The sequence below is a fragment of the Algoriphagus sp. SE2 genome (assembly GCF_039563885.1).
In the GTDB taxonomy this organism is placed as follows: domain Bacteria; phylum Bacteroidota; class Bacteroidia; order Cytophagales; family Cyclobacteriaceae; genus Algoriphagus.
Window position 1 is genome coordinate 501,031 of the sequence record NZ_JBCLWJ010000001.1, and the last position, 25,807, is coordinate 526,837.

General features: G+C 36.6%; 17 protein-coding genes. All 17 read right to left on the minus strand.

The window, feature by feature from the left end; translation table 11 throughout:
• Positions 1-90 precede the first annotated feature (90 nt).
• Positions 91-2,697, minus strand: coding sequence for a hypothetical protein (locus AAGF08_RS02050; protein WP_343509244.1), 2,607 nt, complete (start codon positions 2,695-2,697; stop codon positions 91-93).
• Positions 2,698-3,424: 727 nt separating this feature from the next.
• A complete protein-coding gene (locus tag AAGF08_RS02055; protein WP_343509245.1) occupies positions 3,425-5,467 on the minus strand; it encodes an adenylate/guanylate cyclase domain-containing protein in 2,043 nt (680 codons plus the stop codon).
• Positions 5,468-5,717: 250 nt separating this feature from the next.
• A complete protein-coding gene (locus AAGF08_RS02060) occupies positions 5,718-6,824 on the minus strand; it encodes an NAD(P)/FAD-dependent oxidoreductase (RefSeq protein WP_343509246.1) in 1,107 nt (368 codons plus the stop codon).
• A 317-nt stretch (positions 6,825-7,141) separates the two neighbouring features.
• Positions 7,142-7,891 (minus strand): DUF6090 family protein, encoded by a 750-nt coding sequence (locus AAGF08_RS02065; RefSeq protein WP_343509247.1) that lies wholly within the window; start codon positions 7,889-7,891, stop codon positions 7,142-7,144.
• A gap of 275 nt (positions 7,892-8,166) precedes the next feature.
• Positions 8,167-8,961 carry a DUF6090 family protein gene (locus tag AAGF08_RS02070; protein ID WP_343509248.1) on the minus strand — a complete coding sequence of 265 codons (795 nt, stop codon included), beginning with the start codon at positions 8,959-8,961 and terminating at the stop codon, positions 8,167-8,169.
• Positions 8,962-9,524: 563 nt separating this feature from the next.
• A complete protein-coding gene (locus AAGF08_RS02075) occupies positions 9,525-11,363 on the minus strand; it encodes a protein kinase (protein ID WP_343509249.1) in 1,839 nt (612 codons plus the stop codon).
• 281 nt (positions 11,364-11,644) lie between these two features.
• Complete coding sequence (locus tag AAGF08_RS02080; RefSeq protein WP_343509250.1) at positions 11,645-12,598, minus strand: MBL fold metallo-hydrolase; 954 nt, start codon at positions 12,596-12,598, stop codon at positions 11,645-11,647.
• Positions 12,599-12,757: 159 nt separating this feature from the next.
• Positions 12,758-13,474: a hypothetical protein gene (locus AAGF08_RS02085; RefSeq protein WP_343509251.1), complete on the minus strand. Its 717-nt coding sequence runs from the start codon at positions 13,472-13,474 to the stop codon at positions 12,758-12,760.
• A gap of 3 nt (positions 13,475-13,477) precedes the next feature.
• Positions 13,478-14,629: a serine hydrolase domain-containing protein gene (locus AAGF08_RS02090; RefSeq protein ID WP_343509252.1), complete on the minus strand. Its 1,152-nt coding sequence runs from the start codon at positions 14,627-14,629 to the stop codon at positions 13,478-13,480.
• A 99-nt stretch (positions 14,630-14,728) separates the two neighbouring features.
• On the minus strand, positions 14,729-15,511 hold the full coding sequence (locus AAGF08_RS02095; RefSeq protein ID WP_343509253.1) for a LytTR family transcriptional regulator DNA-binding domain-containing protein: 783 nt from the start codon (positions 15,509-15,511) through the stop codon (positions 14,729-14,731).
• A 29-nt stretch (positions 15,512-15,540) separates the two neighbouring features.
• A complete protein-coding gene (locus tag AAGF08_RS02100; protein ID WP_343509254.1) occupies positions 15,541-15,981 on the minus strand; it encodes a GNAT family N-acetyltransferase in 441 nt (146 codons plus the stop codon).
• 150 nt (positions 15,982-16,131) lie between these two features.
• Positions 16,132-16,884: a class I SAM-dependent methyltransferase gene (locus AAGF08_RS02105; protein WP_343509256.1), complete on the minus strand. Its 753-nt coding sequence runs from the start codon at positions 16,882-16,884 to the stop codon at positions 16,132-16,134.
• A gap of 123 nt (positions 16,885-17,007) precedes the next feature.
• Positions 17,008-17,850 carry an alpha/beta hydrolase-fold protein gene (locus tag AAGF08_RS02110; RefSeq protein ID WP_343509257.1) on the minus strand — a complete coding sequence of 281 codons (843 nt, stop codon included), beginning with the start codon at positions 17,848-17,850 and terminating at the stop codon, positions 17,008-17,010.
• Between the two features lie 216 nt (positions 17,851-18,066).
• Positions 18,067-19,296 (minus strand): hypothetical protein, encoded by a 1,230-nt coding sequence (locus tag AAGF08_RS02115; protein ID WP_343509259.1) that lies wholly within the window; start codon positions 19,294-19,296, stop codon positions 18,067-18,069.
• Positions 19,297-19,407: 111 nt separating this feature from the next.
• A complete protein-coding gene (locus AAGF08_RS02120) occupies positions 19,408-20,223 on the minus strand; it encodes a LytTR family DNA-binding domain-containing protein (protein WP_343509260.1) in 816 nt (271 codons plus the stop codon).
• 197 nt (positions 20,224-20,420) lie between these two features.
• Positions 20,421-21,182 carry a DUF6090 family protein gene (locus AAGF08_RS02125; RefSeq protein WP_343509261.1) on the minus strand — a complete coding sequence of 254 codons (762 nt, stop codon included), beginning with the start codon at positions 21,180-21,182 and terminating at the stop codon, positions 20,421-20,423.
• 885 nt (positions 21,183-22,067) lie between these two features.
• Positions 22,068-25,697 (minus strand): amidohydrolase family protein, encoded by a 3,630-nt coding sequence (locus AAGF08_RS02130; RefSeq protein ID WP_343509262.1) that lies wholly within the window; start codon positions 25,695-25,697, stop codon positions 22,068-22,070.
• Positions 25,698-25,807: the final 110 nt, after the last annotated feature.

A 25,807-nucleotide genomic window follows, 5' to 3' on the forward strand; every position in this document is an offset into this window, starting at 1 on the left:
ATTTTTGATAACCCCTCCAATAAACTAGTATGGAAATCTACCAACATAGGTCAGAATAAAAACAATTAATATTCTCTTGAGCTAGCCAAATTAAGGGTTTTCAGGTTGCTTGATCGAAAATTCAGCTTTAATATCCAATTGATTTCCAGTCAAATGAATCGAATATTCTCCTGCTTTTGGAAGATTGACAAAATTGAAAAGATAGGGATCATCATTAAGATTTGGACCAAGGATCAAATCCCAGGTAAAGGTATTTAAGCCTTTTTGGGCATTTATTTCTTTGGAGAAAACAGGCTCACCTTCCCAATTGTTAATGCTTAATTTTAACTTTTCATTAGCAGGCCAGTGGAAGCTGAAATTCACATTTTCATAGCTTGAAAAATCAGGCTTTCCTGAACCATCACCTTGTGGAAGAATCGCTTCCGAAATGTAGAGAAAGGAAGCGGACTTAGGATTCTCTTTTAAAAAACTATGGATCGGTTCCAAATCGAACTTAAAAATCCCTCTACCATGAGTTACGGCGATGAGATCATTCTCACGCTCTTGAATAGTCATGTCTGATACAAAACTGTTTGGAATTTCAGTTCCTAAAACATGCCAAGAATCTCCTCGGTTTAGAGAGATGAAAACACCATTGAAAGTACCTGCATATAAAACATTCTCATATTTGGGATCTTCCAGTATTACATTGACTGGTGCCTGCGGTAGATTGGATGTTATGTTTTCCCAAGTTGCTCCAAAATCTTCAGATCGATAAACATAGGCATTCAAATCATCCTCACCAATGGCACTTTGGGTAAGATAAACCCGGGATTCCTTAAATTTTGATGGGGCAAAACTCTTGATATATTTTGCAGGAATACCATCAGATATCTCGGTCCAGCTATCTCCATCATCTTTAGAAACCCATGCTGCTCCTTTCGATGTACCGGCATATAGAAGACCTTGACGGTTTGGGGATTCTTCCATTGCAATAATCCCATTGCCTACCCGATCTGGATCAGAAGAGCGACTTAGATCAGGACTTATCACTTTCCAACTATCGCCTCGATCTGTAGACTTGAACATATAGTTTGCCCCGTAATAAAGAGTACGTGGTGTATAGCTCGAAGTAAAAAAAGGCGTCAGCCATTCATTATAAAGCGTATTTAAATTTTCGTCTTTTGGCAGCCTAGGTCGAATACTTTTCGTTTCACCGGTTGACATTACTTTACGTCTGATCGCACCGTTTTGTGATTCATAATAAACAATGTCGGAGTCTTCAGTATCCGGTGTGACTACAATTCCATCTCCACCTCCCCAAGGGTCAATCCAAACATAATCCCATCCATCATTGCTTTCGTTTTTCAGGCTTTTTGCCGGACCTCTTACTGCAGAATCGTCCTGGGTACCTGAATATATTTTGTAGGGGCTGTCATTATCGGTTCTTACAAAATAGAATTCACCAACCGGCAGATTGTTGTAATGCATCCAAGTAGATCCTGTATCATAGCTTATATATACACCCCCATCATTACCCACTATAATATGATTTGGATTGGAAGGGTTGATCCACATTTCATGATGATCGAGATGGAAAAAATTAGCCGGAGAGGGTTGGATATGCTCAACTGTTCCCTTAAGGGATTTAAAACTTTTCCCTCCATCAGTGCTCCTTAAAACACTGATTCCCAAAACATAGATTTCATTATCATCCTGAGGATTTACAAAGCAATCAGTAAATACTTCTCCAAAAGTATTTAGGATCTTCAAGTTGTTTTGATGTGTCTTTTTCCAATTTTCTCCTCCGTCTAGCGTTAGATATAACTCCCCGGATCCGTTTTCATATCCTGCGTTTACATTGTCAGTAAAAGCATAAACTTTATTGGGATCTTGATGGGAAACCGCGAGTCCTGTTCTCCCATTCATTTCACCTGCAGGGAAACCATTGTTGATTACGTTCCATGTATTACCTCCATCCGTGCTTTTATGAATGGTTCCTCCAGGTCCCGCTTTGTCTTCACTACAGTACCAGGTAGAAGCATAGAGAATGGAAGGGTCTCTAGGTGCAAATACGACGTCATTACCTCCGACGCGATCATTCACATAAACCACTTTTTCCCAAGATTCACCTCCATTTTCAGTTTTGTAAATCCCTCGTTCTTCACTTGGAGAATAAAAACTTCCCAAAGCTGCTACAAAAATAATATCTGGATTTGTGGGATGCACGGCAATTCTTCCAATATGGTGAGTACCATCAAGCCCAATTGACTTCCAGGTTTTTCCCGCATCATCTGAACGAAAGACTCCAGCTCCTGGGATGGTATGAGCTCGTTTTGCACGAAGACTTTCTCCGGTACCTACGTAGATTATATTTTCGTTGCTAGGAGCGATGCTGATATCGCCGATACTATAGCCCGCTTGATTATCAAAGATTGCTTCCCAAGAGAGACCATGGTTGGTTGTTTTCCAGAGGTTGCCAGAACCAAAGCCAGCATAAATGGTGCTTGGATTATCAGGATGTACAGCCATTGCTTCTACTCTTCCGGAGTTAATAGTAGGCCCAACCAAGTCCCATATTAGACCGGAATAAATAGACTCACTTTTGTTTTTAGAAAAGGACTCCCACGCTTTTGTAATTGGACTCTCTACCTGTTGTCCAGAAACTAGAGAAACGGTGATTAAAAGAAAAAATATGGAGAAAGTGAAATGTCTCATTTTTTGGGTTATTAAAGGATTTAAGATAACCCAATTATTTTGACTCCTCTTAAACTTGGTCTCATACTTTTTACAAAAATTCGATTAATGGCTAGCTGTAGGTGTTTTATTCAAAAAGCAAGCACAGTAAAAAAGCATTTTCCAAAAGTTTTCTGCAAAGTGAGTCTAATGGGTATTAAAAGAAACAATCGATCCCATACATTATGGGACCTAATTTCAGCCTCTTTTTTAAATTCTCCTCCTATTCAATTTCTGACTTTTTTCCAATTGGGATCACAAACTTCAAGAGAAGCTTTTCCTACCTATTGAAGGGCTTTTGAGTAGGGAGTTTGTGTTGTGCTTTTAGATACTGTTCCTCTACTATAAATTTTTCGGCTTTATTTATTTGCTTAAGATACACACGGTAATCCTTTAAATCTTTAGAAAGAGGATTACTAAAATTTAGAATTCGATAGAAATAACTTATAAAAAGTAGAATTCTCATTTTTTGGCTACAAATGAATGGACTTCAAACCATTGAAAGCAATAAGTTTTTTAGCCGTTAAATTCGCCGAACACAAGCGCCATCCATGTATCCAGGGAATTTAGACGCGGACTCTGAACTTGAAAACAGTAATTTATCTCCTAAGTATGATTGTTTAAAAATTTAATTTTGGTAATGAGGAGTTTAAGACACTTCGAAAACGTTTTCTATACTTTGTGATTTTTTAAAATTCCGCAAGCCTAGTCAAGCCAATTCTACAAAAAACATCTCAATTTCTCCTTTCCCTTTCACATTGATCATACCTCTATTTGTAAAATTGAATTGAAGGTTTTCTTTTATAAGTTCATAGGTGCTCTTGCTGATATTTACTTTACCAACCTCTCCAGAAGATTCGAGCCTAGAGGCTGTATTGACTGTATCTCCCCATATATCATATTGAAATTTCTTTACGCCTACTATCCCTGCAACGACAGGCCCGGAATTAATCCCCAATCGCATCTCAAAAGTGAAAAGATCTTTTGACTTGCGTTCTTTATTTCTGGTTTTAATAAATTTCTGCATTTCTAACGCAGCTAGAATTGTTTTGATTGTCGAATTATTAGACTTATCGTTAAGGCCTCCAACTGCCATATATGAATCACCAATAGTCTTGATTTTTTCCACATTATACTTTTCCATTATCATATCAAATCCTTTGAAACAATGATTTAATTCATCTACCAATTCATTTGCTGTCAGTTTTTCCGAGGTTTGGGTGAACCCTTTAAAGTCAGAGAAGATGACAGTAACCAATTCGAAATCTCTTGCTTTGGCCTCTCCATTTGCTTTTAATTCTTCTGCTACTTCTGCAGGAAGAATATTTAAAAGGAGATGTTCTGACCTGTCTTTTTCAGCTTGAATAATCTTTCTGGATTTTCTGCTGAATGCCAATCTATTCCAAAGACCTCCAGTAAGGACTAGCAGAAGAAATCCCGAACCTATCAATACATTCCGAGTATTTTTTTGTTCGAGAATCTCTTTTTGATATTCTGTTTCGGCAATTCTTTTTTCCTCTTCCTGTGCAAGGCTATCTGCAAAGAATTTATTGGTCAATTCAACCTTTAATAGTCTTTTACTTGTTTCATCTTTCTTTAAACTATCGTTTAAAATCATTAATTCTTCGTGAAAAGCTAATGCATTGCCTAGGTTTCCTGACTTTTTATTTACCGAATAAAGGTAATCTTGTGTATTGGCCTTAAGATCCAATGAGTTTATTTGATCTGCTAACTGAGAACTTTCCTGAAACAGTGATATTGCTTTGCTGAATTCTCCCTCTTCCATGGCAATATGTCCTTGATACATTTTTAAAAGTGTTAGCTCGGGCGTTGCGCCATATTCGGCGAACGTTTTTTCTCCTCTATCTGCAAATACTTTTGCTTTATCAAATTGATTTTTAGCTATATAAAGATTTGATAATGAAAGGAATGCATGTCCTTCACTAATTGGATCTAAATTTTTCTGAATTTCCAGATTTTTTAGCATATACTCTTCTGCTTTTTCCAGTGAATTTTGGCTTAAATAAACATTTGCAATATTCCCCAGTGCATTAGCTTGCCAACTTAGATGCTCAAATTCTTCAAAAACGGATAATGCTTCTTCAAAATATTTAAGCGCCTTATCATTTTCACCGATACTATGATATACTAAACCGATATTATTTTTACTAGCGGCAACATTCAGTCTATCATTATCCAATAATCGACTCCTCATGCTGATTTCGTAGTTTTCTAATGCTGTTAAATAAAATCCCATTCCTCGATTTATCTCGCCCATCATATGTTGCAAATCCCCGATGTACTTATTGATTGAGTAGGATTTTATTTCACCAAACATTGAGGCACTTCCTGTCATTTTTTGAAATGTTGTTATCTCGCGATAGGCATCATTAAGATATTTCAGCCCCTCTATTGGTTTTTGTTTGTAGGCTAAAGTGATCCCCAAAATAGCTTGAGCCCTCAATTGACCATATCGATAACCTATTTTCTTAGCCTCTTCAAAGACTTCCATTGATAGCTCCAATGCTTCGTCTAACTTTCTCATTGCTAGAAAAGCGCGAGCAAGTTGAACGTTTGCATCTACCTTGTATCGTTCAGAGTCAATTCTTTTAGCTAGCGCAGTCATTTCATTTGCTATTTTGACTATTGAATCAGGAGCTATTCCATTACCATAGCTCAATTCATTTATGGCATTTAGCCTTATTGAATCAATTTGAGTCGGGTCGGTCCAAACTTGATATAAAGAATCCAAATGGGTTTGGGCTGAGAGTTTTAGGCAAAAAAATAGAAGTAGGATAAGTAAAGGCTTATGAAACACAACACGAATGGTTTATTGGAAAATCGATTGAAAAATATTGAATTAAAGAGAATAAAAAGTTCATTTATAATTTAACCCAAATTTCTCTAATTGACAAAAAGGAACTTCCTATAGCCTTTATTAAAAATATGTCCAATATAATCTCTTGGATATTATTTCATTAATTTTAAAATGGTTTTTCTATTTACCGATCGGTTCTTTCTAATGGATTGATTTTGGAAGCAATAATTTGCGAAGCAGCTAAATTAGCCGAACATACCGCGCCATCCATGTATCCCGGAAATTCAGAAGCAGACTCTGAACTTGAAAATAGTAATTTATCCCCAAAGTATGAGTGTCTAAAAACTTGATTACCATTGTTTTGATGGGGGAAATGAGGAATATCGGAAGCTTCAAAAGTATTTTCTTCCATGCTCCAAACACATTCTTGGTATTCCAGAAAATCTTCTGCTTTTGGTCCAAACACGCTTTTTATCTGTGCAATAACCAAAGCGCGTCGCTCTGCAACATCAAGTTGATGAAAGGAGGAATTGATGAATCCACAAAGCGCAAACTTGGTTCTTTCAGAATTGCAATGGTCGTATAATTCGGTAATTGGTCCAGCATTGCTGAATAAAGTTGCAGAACGGCCTTCAGCTTCCCAAAACGGATCTTTATAAGTCAAAGCAATTTTTATGGAGTCTTCCATCCAAGTATGTGTTTGCTGAGCGATTTGAATTAAATCAGCTGGTAAATTGGGTTCGAATAGAATTCTTTTCGCCCATAATTTGGGCGGTATGGCAACTACCACTTGGCTTCCTACATACACCTTGTCTGTAATCACCTGAATCGAATCGCCCAGGGATTTAATTTGCTTGATCGATTGATTAAGGATGATGTCATTTTCATCCAGTTTTTGGTATAAGGTATGAATAAGGTTTGATGTGCCACCAGAAATCCGATAACTGGGAGCTTGGATGGGGATTTGGACAGATTCTGTTGGGGAAGTTGGGGAAGCCTGATAATAAACAATGCGATCCATGTACTGCTTAAAATATTCAATCCCCAATTCTTCTAACAAAGCCCTAAGATGTACATGTTGATTTCCAAACCAAGTTGCGCCCATCTCCACAGGCGTAATATCGGTTCCATAAACAGTATTGATCCTTCCTCCTATCCGATCTCTGGCCTCTAGAATTTTAAAAGGGATTCCTGCTTTTTTTAATCGGTAAGCTGTGAGAAGCCCAGATAAGCCTGCTCCAATTATGATAATCATGCTGTAAAAATAGGGTAAATCTGCTTTTTTGATCAAAGGTTTAATTTTGTTCAGTTTTTCGAATTATTGATAGATCCAGTTTTTATTCTTTTTTTGGTTTAAATAATTTTTCAAACGCTTGATAAACAGTATTATGCAATGCATCACTTAATTTGTTTTTTCAAAAAATTCATAAAATGAATCTGTAATCTGTTTTTGCTTCTTCTCTGTTTTTGAACCTTTTATAATTAAAATCTAGCAGGTGTTGAGCTAGTTTCATCTGGATGTGGTTTTTAGGTAGCCTATGTTTTAATCAGTAAGGCATCTGATCCAAAGAAATGGGCTGTTACTGAACAAGCTAAGACCAGAAGATATTATCTCTTTTGAATTTCGGTATCTAGTAAATTTATGATTTGACCAAATTTCTCCTTAAAATCATCTCCCACCCTGATTTGAATATCCAATCCATTTACACAATTGATCAACAGATTATGGTATCTAAAATCATCAACAATTGCTTCCCTAAATTCCTGTATTTCCAAATTGGAATGGTTGGTATAATTCCATTTTCCTTCTTTGACCATTCTTATAGGAAGCTTGACTTTTTCATAATTAAGTAATTCGTATACTATGTCTTTATAAATTATCGCATGCTCATCAAAACTATCTATCTCTCTATTCCAATCGTGGAGTAAATACTTTAAGGAATCATTTTTTATATACTCAATATTTCCGGTGCTTAGTAAGCTATTTAATACAGCATTTCCTGAATCCCACGAAACAATAGCGACTGGCCCACGTTCGATTTTTGCCTTTTGGGAAGTGGTTTTACTATCATCACTTAGTAAACTCAAGTAATTATATAAGCCTTCCTGAGCTTTTTTCTTTTGATCTAATACTCCTAATAAAGAATTGTAATTTCTTTCAAATTCATTCCTTAATTCCATCAAGGCTATGGTTTCTCCTTCATAATTTTTTCGCTCCTCATTCCAATTGTTCATTTGAAGAGCTAATAAAATCCCCACCATAACCAGCAATATTTCTCCAACGGCATATTTTAAATACTTTCCTGTATTTCCTTCTGAAAGCAATTTTTGTCGAATTTTTCTGAAAAATTTTATCATGATATGGGTAGTCATAATATAGAAAAGCCTCAGTAGATGGAATCGAAAGGATATAAAAAGTATAGCCTGTCTATTTCACATTGCCAAATCTACATTTGTTACTATTCTAATCTTTTAAAACCATCAATCAAATTTTAGATTTAGTGGGACTTTATTTTCAAACGATGAAAGTTATGTAAACCACTGTAGCCGATATGTTTTAGAAACCTTATTGTTTACACCTTAACTTTTTTGATTCACTAGTAATAAAATGAATTAAGCTTTGGGTTCTGTTATCAGTTTGATTTTATTTCTTCAGAAATAAAACTATTGAGCTTGTTGATGTCCGCAGAGAGTTTTTTGTGAAAATCATTAATGAAAAGATTATTAAGAAGAGCCAATTTCAATCCATTTTGATAGGCTTGATTATTCTTTAACCATTTAAAATCTGCTAGCATTTTTTGGAATTTCTCATCTGATATCTGGGATGAGTCAGCATCGCTCATATTTTTTGCTTCTACGGATTTACTAAAATCAACATTATCGTAAATATTGGTGTTAGGAATTAAGCTATTATAAAGATACTGTTCAAACTCTCTCCTCATATGATGCTCGCTGTCTGCTATTGATGCATAAGTTTTGTCTAATTCGAGTAGGTAATACTTGATCGAATCATTTGATATAGAATTGAGTTGTCCAGAACTTATAAGCTCTTTATAGGTATTATTAGTCGGGATAAAATTTCTCCATCCCAGTACATAATATTGCCTTTTAAGCAAATCTAATTGCTCGGCTTTGTTCTTACCGGAAGTAGTATTTATTAGTTGATGTGCAAAAGATGCTTTTCTAGATCTTTCGGTAATCATTTCATTGTTATTTTTAAGCTCTGCAAATAGATCTGATTGAATATTTTTTAAATAATTAATTTCAACTTTCCTGGCTTTTCTAGTTTCATTCCAATTATTAACCTGTAGTGCCAACAGGATACCTATCATTACAAGCGCAATTTCTCCAAAAGCATATAAGAGATAATTATTGAACTTCTTTTCTCTAAGTAATCTTTGGCGAATTTTACGGAAGAATTTGATCATAGAAAGATATGCCTTGCGATTAATTCTCTAAGTTAAAGAATAATCTTTAGCAGCTTAAAATTAAACCAAGAAGGGCAATTTTAAAGATCCCTACAATAGACACTTGCACAGATTTAGTAGTGATAAGTATTTCGTAATAAAGGATGAAGTAGGCGAGAACAGGCAATTACTTATAGCCATTCTTGGCAACAGTATTTATTTTCTTTGGTGTTTTGTCATCCCTCCCATAACTTTCTCCATAATTTATACTTTCCCATCTTGGTACTGACCTAAGTGAATACACCAAAATTTTGGTCAAGAACCTTGGCAAAACAGTTGTCTTTCTTCCTATTGCTTTTAAAATGGGGATGCTACTTGTGAAGGTGTAAGTGACATTGACATTTTCATATTTGCTCTTTTGCTAAAACCGCTTTAAACAGCCAACCCTTCTGCCAAGGTTTGAATATAAGCTTTTGAGGCTGCATAATTTTAAGCATAGGGTGCGCCTTGAAATTCCACCATAGAACTCATTAATATGATACCGCATCGTTTGTGTTGTGCAAATTGCTTACTGTATTAATATGTCAAAGAAAGTAAGCATTCTTCATATAACTAATCCCTGGCTCGATGGCTTCTCGCCAGGCATTCTCAATCATTTCTCTTTCATTTTCATTTAACTGACACTCCTGATCATAAGGCTTGGGCACGTAGGTTGGATGCCCACAAACAGTATTTATCAGTGCTTCAACAAATTGATCGTAAGACGGCCAAGATATATCATAGTTTTTCTTGTTGTGCATTTGAGCTATTCTTGTGAGAATATTGGGTTCTTTGTCTCCCAGTTTTTTTTCTGCAAACATCAAGAGTATAAAAATCGCCTCCCTAAGCAAATCATATTGTTTATGATGTTTACTTCTTCCCAAATCTTGACCAGAAAATCTATCCGCCGCTTCGTTGGAAAGTCTAATCAGCTCTCCATAAAAAGTTTGAAAAAAGCTCTTTTCCAAATGGGTTGTTGTCATGCACCTGTTGAAACTATCTTTAGCTATTTCTATCGAATCCAACGTTATAGATTTAATTTCTGAAACGGCTAAATTCAATGAAGGGTACCTCTTAGCAGGATCAGTTTCAACCATTCGGCTAATTATTTCGGAGAGCTTATTCGGACAATCCTTTCGAAAATTACTTACTTCGACTAATTTATTGAAGGCTCTGTGACCTTGAGATTCAATATCCTCAATTGTGGAAACTGTATGAGGTATTTGACCTGTTAATAATTCGTACCCCATAAGGCCAAGCATATATTGATCTATTTTTTTTAACCTTTTTTGCTCTTCTTCCCTGTAAGTTTGATCGAATATTTCAGGAGCTAGGTAACATAAATCTTCCCGATATCCTGGGTTATGGATTTCTGATTTCCTTAAAGCAAGCTTTTTTAGAATAGTAGACTGAGTAATTTTTGGTAAACGACATAACGCAGATATAAAGGGTACTTTTATATCATTGAAGAGGATATTAGAAGGCTTTATATTGCAATGAGTAATTCCGACTGAATGAGCTTTTTCGATAGTTTCCGACATTTCTAGCATTAGCTTATGTGCTTCTTTCAGATCAAGGCCCCTTCCTTCTGTTTCATCAATTAGAGATCGTAATGTCCCTTTTTCTAAATAATTTGTAACAATGTGATATGGATCCCGATCTAACCATGCGCCATAGATATGTATGGAATTGGTGACTAAGGCGTCAAACTTGACTGCTTCCTTTAAAGTTTCGGTTATAAGATTATTGAATTCTGGGTTTTCAATAGCTTTTATTGCAACCTTACGCTCCAGGCCTGTATCATGAGCGAGGTAAACATTTGAAATTGCCCCTTTAGCTATAAATTTTTTTATTTCATATTTATCTACGAGTATTTTCTCTAGACTTTCTCGTAGTTTATCTGGAGATTTCCTTTTAGCAAGTGTAGTAGAGAGGTCTTTTACAAATTCTTTTATTTCTTCTGGTTTACTAGAGTTAATATCCAGGCGTTTTGCTTGTATGTGACTAAGTTTGCTTATTGATTTAGGCAATGCTTCAGTCGGGGGCATCTGTGCACCATTAAGTAAAATTGGAAAGACTATTTTATCCTGATCAAAAGCTAATTCAATTTCTATTCGTACCCAATCGTTTTCTTGGTCAATTCTTCGCCTACCGAAATTATCTGTTCCTACGGTCAACCAGTTTTCTCCAATGACTACAAGGACAATTTCTGATTCTAGCAGTTTCTGACGAATGGTATCGGGCCAATTTGCACCTCGTTCAAGGGAACCAGAATCCATAAAGATTTTTTCTTGATTGAATGCATTTTTTAATTTCTCATACAACCAATTAACTTCTGGCTCACTATCTGCCTTTCGGTAATTAATAAAAATTCTATTTATCATTCCACTTTAAAACCTTAATTGGACCCCAATCACTTAAGATAGTTAATTTAAAAAAATATCCGGTTTTTTTAGGCAAACCGTAGCTTAAAACCTCTGGTTTTCAAATTGAAGGAGAAAGTAAATGCTATCCAAATTACATTGGGTTCACATAGGACCAAGATATCCTTGCCTCGGAATTTTTCCAAGAAAGTAATATTGGGATAATACGAAGTAAGGAGGCTCGAATGGATCAATTCCTGAAAAATGAAAAGAATTAAGAAGGAATCATTATAGAGATTATTTTATCGGGCAATAGGACCGGCTTTTATACCAGTTGTTAAGTTAAAACTATCACCTACTGACCCGACAATCGCATCACTTCGATTCAGTTCTAATAACTCCCTTAAGGTGTAAAGCGAATTAATTCCAGTACAATGGGCTCCAATTATTTTCGAGACTCCAAAATCCTTAAGCTTACTTGCTGTCCATTCCAACTGCTGATCTGAAGCATTGAATAAATGAAAGCCTCCAATAATCGTAAATACCTTTTTTTCATTAGCATTTGCACTTACATGTTCCAAGGTATTGATGAGACCTGCATGCCCACAACCTGAAACCAGAACTAACCCATCTTTAGTGTCAATCACCAAAGATTGATCTTCGGGTATCGTATCTTCTATGATACCATTTTCCGTTTCTATTTTACCATTTCCAGACCAGTTTCGCTCATCATGTATTCGGTTTATTGGTCCTGTTATCCATACGCCAGGGAATAATTCCTGCTGATTCTCATAAATAATAAACTCAACCTGATCGGCTTCTAGCTCATCTCGAATTGACAAAATGGTGTTTTCAGAATTCACTCTTTTACTAAATATTCCCTCTCCCACATGGATTCTACTGAGTGCATTGGGGTTCCGTTTTTTTAATTCCTTTCTAAGGGTAAGTAGGCCACCGATGTGATCCCAATGATTATGGCTAAGAAAAACATCCTCTACATCTGATAAATCAATACCTAGTTCCTGCGCATTTTGCAAAACAGTTTCCGGTCTACTTCCCGTATCAAATAATATTTTCTTTCCATCTACCTCAATTAATGCCGAATATCCCCATTCTCCTATTCCTTTTCCATTTGCCACCATGGTGGATAGTGTAGTAATCTTTAATTCAGAAACAGTTTTTTCTTGCTGCCCTAGGAGTAAGGTGCTGTTCTGAACTATTATGAGGATAAGTAAAAAATAGCTTTTTATGGTCATGAATTTGGTGTTATATGGGCTCAGTTCAAGAGTGGTAGCGGATAAAAAACTGCTGACATTTAATTGTCAAGATACCTAATATTATGCAAAAAGCGGTTTAAGTTACTTCCTAAACCGCTATTGCTTTTATACCATGATAAAGAGCGCTTCTTTTTGAATTTAGAACATTTTTCGTCTTACATATTTTCGTTGGATAGTTCGATTGCTATCTGATATCCCTGTCATCAGTAGTTCTTTTTCATTGACTTCTACACGCCAGCTTTCGACTGTTCCATCTTCCTGATGTGGGAGAAGGGTGATGTCTGGTCTATGACCATGAATGTGCCAATAGCCGGTTAATCTTTTCCCTCCAGAACTATAATCGTTATAAATCCTATCCCATCTAAAATGAATTTTGTGTTTATCCTCACTATCAAAACTATCTAAAATAGATACTTCATTTTCAGTGATTTCCACTAAATCCCAAAGACCTTCCAGATAGTCTGCAGGTGACATAGGTAGCTTTTCGATAGGCGTTAAAGTTACTGTCACGAGCATTCCTTCTTCCTCTCGTTCCCATACCATATTTTCATTGCTAAATGACACTGAAAATCCACCAAATTCATCCTCAATATCTAGGTTATCCATAGGTGTGAATGTGCTGGTTTCGGCATCATAATCCCAAACACCCTCCTTATTTTGCAACCAGCCATTTCCTGCTTGTTGTGTGCCGTCAGGATTTATTCTGAACCACTTTGCCACCGGGGTCATACTTTGTTCTCCTACTGCTACTTTTTCTACTCCCCAAAGGCCTATCATCCTTTCTTTTTGGGCATAAGTAGTAAATGAAACAAAGGTCAAGGCAATTACTGCCAAGGTTTTCAATTCTTTCTTCATGATTTATTTAATTAAGATTTCAATAATTTTTTGAGCGAGTTGCATTTCATTCGTTCGGTTTCCTACATTACTTAAGAAGCTGATTACATACTCTCCTTGATTGATATTGATGAGCATAGCTTTATAGCCATCCATACTGCCTCCATGAATGATGTAGGGTTTGTCAATGCCTAAATCTCCCATCTTACTTTTATTTTCTTCATCAAAAATGACCCAGCCATAGCCATAAGTAAAGTCTTTGTTGATGCCGGCCAGATGGTTTTGCTTAATCAATTCCAAGGAGGCTTCTGTTAACCAACCTGGGTTGTACATCACTTGAGCCCACCGGTTGAGATCAGAAGCAGTAGAGAATATCCTCCTGCTCAGGCTCAAGTCTACGAAAGGAGTTTCCAGCCATTGCCCTGTGGACTCTTGGTAGTTATAAGCTTGCGCCAGTTTAGGGATCACGATTTCATTGAGTCCCTCTGATACCGTGTTAGTCAGGCCTAAAGGCTCGGTGAGTTTTTCTTTGAGGACCTCGGAAAATGGTTTTGAATAGGTATCAGCAAGTATGATTGCCACCAGATGATAGGCGAAATTGCTGTAATGAAATTGCTTTCCCGGTTCTCCAATCGGTTCAAGTTGACTAATGAAATCAACGTAGGAGGCATCGGTAAATCGCGAGCGTTTTAATTTCAGGAAATTATCCTGCCTTAAGGCTTCAGCTACTCCGTCATAATCAGCTAAACCAGAACTATGACTCAGCAGGTGATGTAAGGTGATGTCAGGATGAAATTGACCCTTGTAGGAAAATCCTGAAAGTAACTTCACTAATCGATCATCAAGCTTTAACCGGTCTTCTTCTACCGCTTTTAAAGCTAGGGCCGCAATCATAGATTTATTTACAGAAGCGATATCGAGTTTTACTTCATTATCGAAGGGAATGCCCCAACTTCGATCGGCAAGGCCAAAATAGTTTTCATAAATAGTCTCCCCATACTGAGTGATAGCCACGCCACCATGAAAAAGGTCTTGCTCAAAATGGCTTGTGAAAAGTGAGTCAATTTGTTGGGAAGCAGTAGGAATTTCTCCTTCAAGCGAACGGCTTCCTTTTGGCTGACAGCCTATCAGAATAGTAATTCCAGAGAGGCAAAATAAGTAAAATAGCTTTTTCATCAGGTTTTCCTTTTCAGTAAAGATGAAGGCTGAAAACCTGATTTAGCGAGTGAAATGGCGGTTTTGGGATAAAAATCGCCTATAAGTGACGAATAAAAATCACTCCTTGAGAAACTGTTGCTGATATTGTTTTGATACGGGTATACTGGTTCCATTAACCTCAAGCAAAACTCTACCTTTGTCTTGCTTTACCGATTGTATGTTGAGGCTATTAACTAGATAACTCCGATGCGTTCTTTCTATTTCAGTATACCCTTTCAGCTCTTGTTCCAAGGCTTTGAGCGGTTTTCGGATGAGGTGCTGTTTGATTTGTCCGTCCGAAATGTAGGCAATCGTGATGTAGTTTTCCGAGGAGTTGGCATAGAGAAAGTACTGCGGGTTAAGTCTTAACTGGTCTTTCCCGTTTTCAGATTGAAAGGTGATATAGGAAATATTGGGTACTTGGGGAGCTGAAATTCTTTTAAGTATCAAATAAAAGGAGAGGGGCAGTACCATCATTAAAGGAAACTCCTTCATAATCAGCCCGTAGCCTATCAGATCCCACTCTTGCCAATTCCAAAAGAAGTTGAATAGTATAAAAATGAGTTGGCTTCCCAATAAGACTAAACCTAGATACCAAAGAATTGAATGATGAGGCCGGGTAAAAGTTAATTTTGGTTTGAGCCATCCTTCAAAAGCAGTCAGATACACAAAGGTTAATAGCCCAAAACTGATACTACGAAAAAGATGGGTATGGCCTGAATAAGACAAACCTTTTTGGATTCCATACGCTCCGAAAAAATACAAAAAGTAGAATACAGAAAAACCCGAAATTAACCCAAAGATTATGGGTAAGGTCCTCGGAGAATAGAGTATTCTAATTCTTTTTGATGTTAAATTCATGGTCATCTTAGTTCAGATGATTTTTAAATTTATTTTTTTAATTCCATATACAAAGTTGGATAAGGTTTTCCATAAGAATCCAACTCGGAGCGGTTTTTAATTTCAAATCCGCAATGCTTGTAAAATTTGACAGCTTGTTCATTCTGTTCATTCACGTCAACTTTTGTCACATTTAAGTTACCAATTGAATAATCCAAAAGCGTTTTTCCTATTCCTATTCCTCTAAAGTCAGGATGAATAAATAACATTTCCAGGTTTTGGTCTGCTACACCAAGAAACCCTATTATTTTCTTATTGTTATCTCTGACACATTTTAATTCAACTGCATCTAAATAGGTATTTAAAATTAGCGGTTTAAAATATTCGATATCTTCTTCTTTTAAAAAATCATGAGTTGCACGAACTGAGGCCTCCCAAACTTTCACTACTTCTTTATATTCTTTTTTGTCAATGTTATCTATTTCATTCATTTTCTCTTAATTACCCCTTATGATTAGCTAAGCTTATGCATGTTTTAAACACACTTTATTTTCCGTTTTTAAGGTAGTTTATTTAATGAATTAACTTCTATTTAAGCACTTTTGCTTCTATTAAGTACTAAAAATGTTTGGTACTGCCTTTTACTCATTTTTTCTCGCTACGTAAAATCCGTAACTATAATAATCCTTGAATTTTTGATACAAGTCGATCTCAGCTTGATTATCTTCAACTACTTTTCTTGCAAGTTCTGAATTTCCGTGGCGTTTCAGAAAAGGCTCAAATCTAGCCTGCATAGGCTTGTAATAGTTCTCAATCCAACTGTCTTGACTTAAATAAAAATATCCCACAAGCATATAATCATTATTTTCTAATTGCTTGATTTTGTTTGCCGCTGTATCGACTTCCGGGTATTCAGATTTCCAAAATTCTTCAATTTCGTTTGGTCGAGATTGAGTTATCCAAGTAATTTCACTTACGGCCAAATAGCCACCAACTTTCAAAAAGTCCTTCCATTTTTTAATTCCGTTTTCAAATCCAATGTTATAAATCGCTCCTTCCGACCAAATAAGATCGAATTCTTCAGATTTAAACGATAAATTATCCATTGATTTTTCAAGTGTGTCGATTTTTTCCGTCAATCCTAATTTTTGAGATTTTTCGTTGAGTTCATCCAAAAACTCTGGAAAGAGATCAATTGCAGTTATATGTCCGTTTAAGTTTTTAGCAAGTAAAATCGTCTGTCCACCCGAACCACTGCCAATGTCAGCCACTTTTAAATTTTGGCTAGTCTGTAAGTTTAAAAAATCAAGTGCTTTTAACGTGTCATTTTCACTTCCTGGTCCTTGTCTTACCGAGTTTTTATGTAAATCAATTATAAGCTCTAATTCTGTCATTCAAATGCTTTTTCAGGTTTTAACGATCAGATAGACGCTGTGCCTTTCAACTTAATTTATTTCTGCTAAAATAGCGGATTTGCAGATCAATTTTAGGTTGGCAGTTTGAAGCATTCATTCATATCAATTTTTGTCGGCTTTTGATTGAATTTTCTTTGTTAGTAGCCATTCATATAGTGAGTTTGAACTATAAGCCAGGTTCCACGCATCATGTTCATCCTTGTCTAATTCTGAGAAAATCAATGATGAATCCATTTGAGTAGGCGCCAATTTCATATCATTAATTTTCAAAAAAATTCGATTCATACTTTTTTCAAAATAATCAACGGTATTTAGTGAGTATTCAAAATCAACAGTTGGATCTCCGGAATTGTGAATGATCCATATTGGGATTTCAGAAAGCTTTTCACAATCGCTTCTACAATTTATCTGCCCCGCTATTGGTACTATTGCGGCAAAAGTCTGTGGGTATTTTTTTGCCAAACCCCAGCTACCATGCCCCCCACGGCTTAAACCAGTGAGATATATTCTTGAAGAATCTCCAGCGTATTTGTAAACAACTTCATCAATTATACTTTTTAGAGTGTTAGGATATTGATACCATTGCCTTTTCTCTCGCGGCCCTACTTTCATATGTGGATTGATAATTAGAAATGTATCACTAACAAGCTGATATTTTCCTTCCTTACTAAGATTGTTGAGAGCAAACTTTGCGGGTCCATCTTCTTTTGAAGTTCGAGGGTAAGGACTTACACCAGCACCTCCTTGCAAAAACAAGATCACAGGCCACTTTTTATTAGAATCGAAATTTCTCGGTAGATAAAGCCAATACCCATCTACCACTTTGTTTGAATAACCCTCAGAGACGTAAATTTGCTTTCCTGCGGTAGGAGCAGAATCACATCCTACAAAAGAAATAATAAGTGCTAATGCCAAAAAACGATAATTACTTTTCAGGAAATTCATTAATTCGTGCATTGTGATATATTAAACTTTTTTCTTCTATGGATTCATTTTTGGGGTTCTTCTAATTCCTGCCAACGTCCAGCTATCATCCATAAGCTGAACCGGGTCGCGTAGACTTTTCAAATATCTATAAAAATATCTCATCCCATCTGCCTTTACAAATGCTCAGTTAGCTTATGGATGTTAGTATCTGCTGGCCTCTGAATAATTTACTTATTATTCTATTCCTTTGGCTCCTTCTGAATTTCTTATCAGTATTAAGTATTGATAATAGTCGGTGGTAACCTGATTCGGACCCCCATTGATCACCATCCCTATTGGAAGAACTTTTGACATAGAAATAAGCCTTCTTGAAGAATTATAGGGGGAATCTTTACCGTTTAGTTTGATGAGGGTTTTAGTTTCTTTTTCAGTTACCCGTTTTAATTCATCAATACCATGGAGATAGCTGAGTAAGATATTGTCATAGGATACAGACAGTGATGTAAACTTCCCTTTATCTCGGAGAAAGCTCGGTAGGCTTTTACTGTAGGTGGTCATATAACTGTCTATAAATACAAAATTGAATGAAAGTATTTTACCCTTCATGTCTGGCACTAGACTCGCGAAGCGTGATGCCATGGCGGTATACCCATCATTAAAAGGAGAGAGAACAGTATGCCCTAATCCATAGAAGCCAAATACTTTTTTCTCTTCAAGATTGAAATGACCGTAAATATTAGCCAAGTTTTCTGTTAGCACTTCTTCTCTGTATTTTTTATTAATCGTAAAATCAATGTTGCTGATGATGTATTCTTTCTCCCATTGAAGACTGTCCGTCCAGTCAATTTCACGTATTGCCTTTCTGATGCTTAACAACTTAACTGAGTCACTTTGATCGATTGGAATATCAATGTCTGTTTTCATAATTTCATTTATGTAATCAATAAGCAAGTCAACATCAGATATATTGTTGTTTCCATGATAGGTAAATCCATCATACTTGGTGTACAACTCTTTCAAACTTTTCCACTTTTTTCGATAATCTTCGTTTTCTCTTCCTATGAACACAACCCATTTTTTAAGCACTCTGTCCAGGATTTCTTCATCTCCTGTTTTATTATACTTATTCATAAAATAAGCTTGACTCATATCCATTTCGATCAGATAGTCATTGACCTGATGGGTTGTGTGGAGGTATTCGAAAAACTCAGGCTCAAACTTTGTTGATTCCTTAAATCCGTGAATTTCTCCTACCAGAATTAGCTGATAATCTGAGATATCTTCATCTGCCAGATCAAAGCTTAATACATTGTCCAATGGAACTGATTCTATATTATTTTCAAGGTAAGTAATGTATTTATTGCCCTGAATGTGTTCTTTAACTCTAAACCCACTGAATAATAGGATAATCAAAAAAATTCCAATAAGTAGTGCTTTATATGTAAATGTAATTGCTCGTTTCATGTATTGTTTTTGATAGCAAATGAACGAGTTGAGTAGATTGGATGCCAATCCTTGTGACTAACTTGATTAATTCTGTGATGAATTTGTATGCGTTGGGATCAAATTGAATCTCTAGGGACGATTTTTAAGGTAATCTTCAAGTGATTCGATGTATTTGTTGCTTACAGGCACTTCATTTTCAATACCATCCAGTACTATTCTTTTCTTTCTCGAATTGCCTTTCATGGTTTTTATCCTTTTCAAGTTGACCACAAATGAGCGGTGCACTTGCTGTGCCTCAGTAAGCTGCTCGACTATTTTAGAAAAAGTAGATCTAACCATTTCCTTTTGGATATGGCTTTCATTATTGAGATAAAAAATATCTACATAATTCTGCTGTGCTTCGGCATAAAGAAATTTTTCGCTTGCGATAGTCAGATTATCTTCTTGATTATTACCTTTAATATCATAGATAATACCCCCTCCTCTTTCTTTGGCTGTAATCGTAAAACTACCAAATCTGAAACGCAAATAGATTAAGAGAGGGACCAGGATGGGGACAAATGGTAGTGAATAGTTTAATGAAAATTGAAAGAATATTTTTTTTGAAAATACTGCCTCAGAAAAGACAAAAGCGTGATAACCATAAGCAGCAGTTGCAATCAGGATTATTGTTGCAGTTATAGAGATTATTTCATCCCGAAGAATCCAGGTATTATTTCGTTTTTTGAAATAAAAACGTTCAAAAATGTGAATGAAAAGAATCGGTACAATTACTGGAAGAGCGTAACCAGTCAGTTTCAACGCTTTGAACTTAAACTCTGATTGGAATGTATCAAAAGGTTGAAGAAAGATCATGATGAAAGCAATAGCAAAACCACAGATGACTGCTACCTTGATTTGATCGGACCAACCGTATGTAAATGCTATCTTTTTCGATAAATGCATCGATAATTAATACTCAATTTTATGTAAAAAACTATTGTGATGAATTCTAACTAGATGAAGACTAACGGTCTTTTATAACCGTCAGTTACGGGCTTTGAAGTTTAATTTTATTCGGAAGGGTTTAGTTTTCTTGTAGGAATTCAAATTCAATTAAGCAACTTCAGCGGTTATTGCGGTTATACATTATTATGCTTTCATTATTTTTTTAAGTTTAATTCTTCCGCGCAAAGGGCAATTATTTCCTCTATTTTGATTTTGAGCCTTTTATAATTCCCTTCATTTTTTACATTCCAAATTCTGTGGCCATTCACAAGATTTTCAAATTCCATTAATTTGTACATTGCCTTGTAATCTGTGTCAAAGCCCGAAGTAATCGGATTCTTTTTTAGTGGACTTACGGTAATATTCGTATAATTTGAATTCTTATAAAGGAAAGGAAATATGATAGTATTTCTTTCATTTACGGCCCATGTTTCATCTTCTTTCACATCACTGAGAATTCCATTCCAATTGGAAAGGAAGTTTTTCAGTTTCTCGTTTTTTATTATTTGAATCTTTCCCGAACTGATAATATCGTTCAATATTCCATTACTTGGATCATAGGTTATAATGTTCGTTAAACCCCAATTTATAAGAGAATCACTTTCATATTCAGATAATTTCATTTCACGATTCCCTGTGTTTTTTAATATGACTTCACATCTTTTTTGTATTATTTGCGCTTTTGCAATCGAACGGTCTAATTCATTTTTATTATATGTAAATTCTTCTTGAAGTGATTCTAAAAGTTGTAATTCCAGTTTGTTTGTTTTCCTGTTTTCATTCCAGGTGTTGACTTGTAATGCAATCAAAATCCCAATAACTACTAGAATTATTTCTCCAAAAGCATAAATCAGATATTTACTAAATTTATTTTCAGTAAGCATTTTTTGACGAATTTTTCTAAAGAATTTTATCATTTTTTATTGGTTGGTTCCGATAGCTATCGGGATGAAGCGCAACGGTTAGTATATAAGTAGTGGCAGATTGCGGGAATCTTTCCTTTTAAACAGCTATATAGTTTGAGCGGACTACCAATCTTGATATTTAGCACTTTGCCTGCCATTACTTATACAAAATGTTGGCTTTAGTTTTAATTTTTATTTTATCATCATAAATGTAAATATTCCACCAATTAAAAGAATAGAGTAAAAGTATAATGATTTTAAACTAAATCTTTCCTTAATCAAAAAGATGAAAGAAAGTATCGGTAACACGAAAAGTCCGGCTAACATTGGTAGCCAAAGTAATTCCGAAAAAACTCCAACTATTTTATATTTATAAACGTCAATTAAATTAACTAACAACCAAAAAGTAGTTACAAGTATACTTAAGAAAAAAACGAATTTACTTTTTTTAGAGTTTCCAAATTTTAAAGAATCATTAGTCATGATTTAGTTTTTTATTAATTACCGCCAACGATTTTGTATTTAAAACTAACTTCCTGTATATCTAATTAGCCCAAGGAACTTTGAATCCTTTATGGGTCACATGGCTAAATACCTCAGTGTTCTTTCAACTGCCGTATTCCAAAAGTTGCGGAATATACCTTTAAGTCCTTACTTTTTTCTGATTGAGGTGTGACATCTCGATAGCTACAGCAGGATACTTTAAGGTATAGGCCATTAATGCTTTTCATTTTTTGGCTAAGTTTAAAATACAGCTTTTCATTTAAAAATCATACTTAATCAAAATAAAATTTGGCAAAAATGTCTATATGCTATATAAATAAGGCGTATTCCTTTTAAACAAAAAATCCCTCAGAACAATCGTTCTGAGGGATTTCTATTGCTTTTAAGAATTTTCTATTTCAAACTGGTATTCGATACTGGTGCAACTTTAGTCCAAGGTGTCACATTCATCTTCCTCGGAGTTGGATAAACTTCATCCAAGGTGTTTCCATCGTAAATTCTTCCGTTTTTCACCACATGTGAAATTGTATTGGTGTTTCGGATATTCTCCAATGGATTACTGTCCATAATCACCAAGTCGGCCAGTTTGCCTACTTCGATACTTCCCAATTCCATATCCAATCCCAACGCTTCGGCACCGGAAATTGTTGCTACTTTCAAAGCATCGTGGGCTTCCATTCCGCCGCTGGCCACAGACCAAAGTTCCCAATGGTAACCCAGTCCCTGCAGCTGTCCATGCGAACCAACTCCTGCCAAGCCACCTTGCTCAAAAATCGACTTGATGCCTTCCGCATGCTTCATAAATACATGGTCTTCCGGAGCAAACCAACCTCCCAATCCTCCAGCTCTTCTTCTTGCTTTGGAATTCAGTTCTTCATAAGGAGTGAAACGATTCAATTTAGGGTCATGTAGAGGACTTTCGGTAGTATAATAATAATTCTCAGCCCAAGGTCCACCATAGGCCACCAACAAGGTTGGAGTTACTGCCATTTTGCTTTCCGCAATGGTTTTGGTTACATCCTGATACAGTGGATGAATCGGAATAGAATGCTCATGTCCCGGATAGCCATCGATCAACTGGGTCATATTTAATTTGAAGTCCAAACCACCTTCTGTGGTAGGCATCAATTCCTGCTCTTTAGCAGCCATGATCACCCATTGTCTATGCTGTCTGTTACCTACCAAGTACATTTTGATATAGTGGGTATTGTAATATTTGCTGTATTGCTTCAGCACATTTTTGGTTTGATCAAGTGACTTCAGATTGTACATCCAATATCCCACACCCGGACCAGTACTATATACTCTTGGACCTGGAACCATGCCTGCATCCACCATATCACCATAAGTCAAAACATCGGTGGTAGCTGTTTGAGGATCTCTGGTTGTGGTAACGCCATAAGCCAAGTTGGCGGCATAAATCCAAACTGTATTTTTATGCAAGCCCCAAGTAGGCCACATATGGGCATGGGTGTCGATAAATCCTGGAGTAATAGTTTTGCCGGACATATCCATGACCTGGGCTTTTCCTGCATCCAAGGTTCCGCTGGCTCCAACAGCTTTTATTCGGTTGTTTTCGATCAAAATATCTCCTCTTTCGATTACCTCATCACCTTTCATAGTGACAATCCGGGCATTGGTCAAAAGGACTCTACCTTCAGGGATGTCTTTTTTGTAGTAAACAGATACTTGGGTTTCTACCGGTTTATAGGTTTCTTTTTCTTTTAGCTCAGCCTTGTAAATGCTATCCGCTTTTGCTTTTTCTTTGTCATTTTTCAGTAATTCTGCCAAAGCCTCTTTTTTAGCCTTAGCAACAGAATCTGCTGCTTTCACTGCTTCTGGTCCCAATGCTTTCAAGGCAGCAACAGAATCCGCATCTGCCATCATTTTTTCTTTTTTGGCTGCTTTTACGGAATCCTCAATGAACTCTGCTCTTTCCACATCATATACCCAATGACCATTGCCTAAGGACCAATGCACTTTCTTGCCATTTGCCTCCCATGCTGGCCATTCCCCACCGATTTCAGTAAGTTGGCGGGAGGGGAAATTGCTTGATTGGGGATTACCAACATTGATGCTAGGTGTCTTCCCTACCTTTGGGATCTGGACTACATAGACATTATTATTTACCTGAGCTACTGCCAAATCTCCCTCCGGAGCCATCAAAATAGTACTGGCACTGCTTGGTCTCATTTGTGGTTCCTGAGCACTAGCTCCCTCTGGAAGCATGCAGTAATTTACTGCGTCGGCATTTGAAATGGGGAGTCCCATTACATAACGTACATCAGTTGCTTCCTCTGGGTTGGTCGTGTGATCATGATCATCGTGTGACTCTGCTACGGATCCAAATGGAGTGATACCAGTGATTTTCACATACTCTTTCTCATCGGTTCCATCCCATCTTACACTGAGGAGCGTTCCTCCAGGTCCATTCAAGAAGACTCGGGAAGTATCTTTGGTAAAGTGAACATTCCCATGATTTCCTGCATCCATGATTTTTCTTAATTCCCCACCAGAAGCAGGGATCCATACCAATTCAGCTTCTGAACCATTTACTCCTGGGCCTTCCGCGTCTTTCATGACTTGGTTGGAAGCTTTGAAAACAGCAATTCTGTTATTTGGTGCCCAAGCAGGTTGCATATATAATGCACTTTCACTTGTCAGCTGGGTAACCGATGCTCTATTTGCTAAGGTAGCTTTGTAAAGTCGGCCACCTTCTGTTTCATTCCAGCCTACGAAAGCTAGTTGAGTGCCATCTGGGCTCCAGGTTGGCATAGCTTCGGTAAAGTCATTATTAGTAATTCTCTTTGGTTCCCCGTCAGGGTAGTCCATTACATACAGTCTGTTCAGCGCTGTAAAAGCTAGTTTTTTACCATCAGGAGAAGGGACTGCATCCCTGATTTGGGTCGCTCTGGCAGCGGTGGTATCCTTAATCTCATAATTAAAATACAAGCGTGGGCCCATGGCCAAGTTCACGTCTACTTGAAAGGGAATCTCTGTTGGAGTTCCGCCGTCTATGCTTATTTTCCAGATTTTTCCCCCGTAGGATGCAATTACATTTTTACTGTCTGGAGTAAAGGCCATGGCAGGCAGCACTCCCTGAGGAGCGATAGATTCCTGTTCATCCCTTTGAACGGGATATGCAAGCCAGTTTTCTTCACCTGTTTCTAAATTTCTTAAAACCAATCCGGTTTTTTCTTCCCAACGAGAGCCATAAACCATCCACTTTCCATCATTGCTTAATGTAGGTGTAAATGCCGAACCATAACGAGAGGTAATTCTGTTTGTCTCACCTTTTTCAAAATCATAAGTTCCAATCTGATATTGTGGAAGAAGTGCATTGTAATTCCAAGCCCCGCTCCTTTGAGAAAAATATACCTTCTTTCCGTCCGGGCTCACAAAAGGGTCAATGGTTTTGATACCGCTTGGACTCTCATTCAGTTGGATTCCTCCACCTCCATCTTTATGGTACATCCAAAGTTTAGCAATTCTTCGGCCTTTACTTACGACAATATATTCGGAATCTGGTGTCCAGTCGGCACCTGGAACATCTCCATTTTTGTCTTTAGTGATCTGAACGGTATCTTTTTTGACCATATCGATGTACCAAAGATTGTCACTCCCTGCTCTATCAGAGGTAAAAAGAATTTTCTCTCCGTCTGGAGAAAATCGTGGATGTGTTTCGTATGCCATCCCAGTAGTTATTGGTTTGGCTGTTCCTCCTTCTATCGGGATCGTATATATATCTCCAAGTAAGTCAAATGCCAAAGTTTTGCCATCAGGACTGATGTCAATACTCATCCAGGTTCCTTGCTTTGTGCTGAACTTGATTTCCCGTTCAGCCTTCAGAGGCAAGTCCTTAAACTTTGGGGTTTTGATGGAGTCCTTTTCTGTACTATCTGCCTGAATCACGGTATCATGATTTAATGGCATCAGGTTATCTGGTCGATCTGGAACCATCGTAGCAAAGCTTACGGTAGCGCCAAAAGCAACTAGTAATGCAGGGTGGGTAAATTTTTTCATAAAGTAATTTTTGGAAAATAATTTTATGCAAGACCTGTAAGTTCAAAAAGAAAATAGGTCTCGGTTTTGTGGACTTTTAGCGGTGTTATTTTCTATTGAAAATGGGAAAG